This window comes from Novipirellula sp., assembly GCF_041583735.1.
In the GTDB taxonomy this organism is placed as follows: domain Bacteria; phylum Planctomycetota; class Planctomycetia; order Pirellulales; family Pirellulaceae; genus Novipirellula.
On the sequence record NZ_JBFHFD010000930.1, the window covers coordinates 1 to 2,447 of the forward strand.

At 54.8% G+C, this 2,447-nt stretch carries 1 protein-coding gene and 1 pseudogene; both read left to right on the forward strand.

Going from position 1 to position 2,447, the window contains the following annotated elements:
- Positions 1-303, forward strand: a pseudogene (locus ABX962_RS34715) (hypothetical protein); the annotation flags it as partial.
- Positions 304-640: 337 nt separating this feature from the next.
- Positions 641-1,912, forward strand: a complete 1,272-nt coding sequence (locus ABX962_RS34720; protein ID WP_372726235.1) for a polysaccharide pyruvyl transferase family protein — start codon at positions 641-643, stop codon at positions 1,910-1,912.
- Positions 1,913-2,447 lie beyond the last annotated feature (535 nt).

A 2,447-nucleotide genomic window follows, 5' to 3' on the forward strand; every position in this document is an offset into this window, starting at 1 on the left:
CGCTACTTCACCAGCGAAGGACCCGATGGCAAAGACCGCGGAATGAATCCGTATTATCACGGCCGTGGCATCTTTGGTTACGACGCGGAAAAGCATGCCAAGACCAAACCCGGAGGCGGATCGGACTTCACCGTCGGTGCTCGTTACGCCGTCGGGTCGTTCACACGCGAAGCAACGATCGGTCGCTTCGGAGGCCTCGCCGTCTTCGATCGAGCGATTAGCGACACCGAGATGATGAAGCTGCATCAAGCCGCCAACATCGAAGCGTTGAACTCACAAGAATCCTCCACCACCCCTCGCTAACGCATCTTCCCAAAAGAGTGCCGTACTGAACCAATGCAAGTCAAGCGTAGCGGAAGTCGTCAAGACTTTCGTCGAATACAATAAACACATCGAGACTCTTGACACAACGTTGAACAACTGAGCCGTGACGCGTAAGCGACCGGGGCTCACGCGCCACCCGGTGCCTTACGGCCCACGGCTCACCACTGCGAATTGCATTTCAATTAAATTAACAGACTCTTGACACGCTCCAGCAAATCCCCACCGCATCGAAACTCTTGACGAGTTCCGCTACCCACTACGAAATCTCTACCGAAAGTCTTCGCGACTTTCGCTACCTGAAAACCAAAACGCTACTATGATGAAACGACGAACTTTCTTGCAGTCCACTTTGGCTGCGACTCTGACGACATCGCTGGCGAGCCCTGCGTTCGCTGCCAAATCACAGCGGCCACGCATCCTACTGCGTTCGTCGTGGCAGGTCGTCAACATTGGCGACATCGCTCATACGCCTGGCGTGTTGGCGCTAATCGAAAAACATCTGCCCGACGCCGAGGTCATCCTGTGGGCTTCGGGCGATTTGACCGATGAAGTCGCCGCGATGGAACACGGGCGATTTCCAAATTTGAAGATCGTCAAAGGCTCGATCCGCGGCGATGGCACCGCGTCTAGCGCCGAGCTGCAAGACGCGATCAAATGGTCCGAATTTTTGCTGCATGGATCAGGCCCGTCCTTGGTCGCCGCTCGCGATGTCGCGGCCTACGTCAAACACACCGGCAAACCGTTTGGCGTCTACGGGATCACTCACGGTTCATTCTTGTCCGGTGATGACAAGGAACTGCTCAGCAAAGCCAAGTTCGTATTTTTTCGCGATTCGGTGTCGTTGGCGCTGGCAAAAGAACAAGGCGTCGATTGCCCGGTGATGGAGTTTGGTCCGGACGGTGCATTCGCTTGTGATTTGCGTGACGACGCCGCGGCCACTGCGTTCCTCAAAGCCAATGGACTCGAAGAAGGCAAATTCCTGTGTTGTCAGTCGCGATTGCGATACACACCGTACTGGACGATCCCCAGCAAGAAACGCGTCATCGATCCCAAGCGGCATGCGCATAACGAAGCGATGAAGGACCGGGATCATGCTCCGATTCGCGAAGCGATCGTTCGCGTGGTTCGAGAAACCGACTTGAAAGTCCTGCTCTGTCCCGAGGACATGACGCAGATGAAGGTGGGCAAAGAAAACCTATACGACAAGCTGCCTGCAGATGTGAAACCGCGAGTGGTATGGCGAGAGAACTTTTGGCTGACCGACGAAGCACTGAGTGTTTATGTACGCAGTGCAGGACTGTTTGGCAGCGAGATGCATTCACCGATCATGGCAGTCGGCAACGGCATCCCCGCGATCGTGTGTCGGTTCGCCGAACAGACGAGCAAGGGGTTCATGTGGCAAGACATCGGACTGGGGGATTGGCTGTTCGACCTTGACGACGAAAATCAATCCGCAAAGATCCCCGACGCCGTCGTCGCAATGGCCAGCGACTTTGCCGCCGCGAAAGCCAAGACCGAAGCCGCCCGACAATTCGTACAAAAGCGTCAACGCGAGACGATGCAGGTCCTAGCAAACCAGTTCACCTAACCGCCCCGTAGTAGATCTTGCGAAAGATCCCTCATTACCGACCCCATCACTGCTTCCCTTCTTAATCTTAATCTTAATCCCGACCGCGCAATCCCTCGACTCGCTCACGAACAACCGTAGAAGAACAAGAAGGATGCATCCAGCAAATCGTTGCCCGATGACGCTGGTTTTATTTAGCGGTGCGGCGCAAGCCGCCCGGTCGCAGCGAGCGAGACGGTCGACTCAAACCGACCGGTCGCGGCGAGCCCCGGCTGTCTCTCTCGCACTCACCGTTTCCTCCCGCAGTCAACGTTCGATAAACCAAAGACAGAAAGATTGGTGCGACAGAAAGATTCTCTGATCGCGACGATAGCTTTTATATTTTCCTGTCGTTTTCATTTTCCTGTAAATCCCGATCTTCAAGCAATCCAACGCATCGTATTGCATCGGGCATCAGATTCCCACCGATCGAAGGCTCGACGAAAACCAAGCCGCTGACACCCCATCTCTTAATCCTAATCTTACTCGTAATCTTAATCTCGACCGAGCAATCCCC

Bases quoted from the DNA above. Each gene is read 5' to 3' on its own strand.
- ABX962_RS34720 (WP_372726235.1), top strand. From the start codon at position 641: ATGATGAAACGACGAACTTTCTTGCAGTCCACTTTGGCTGCGACTCTG.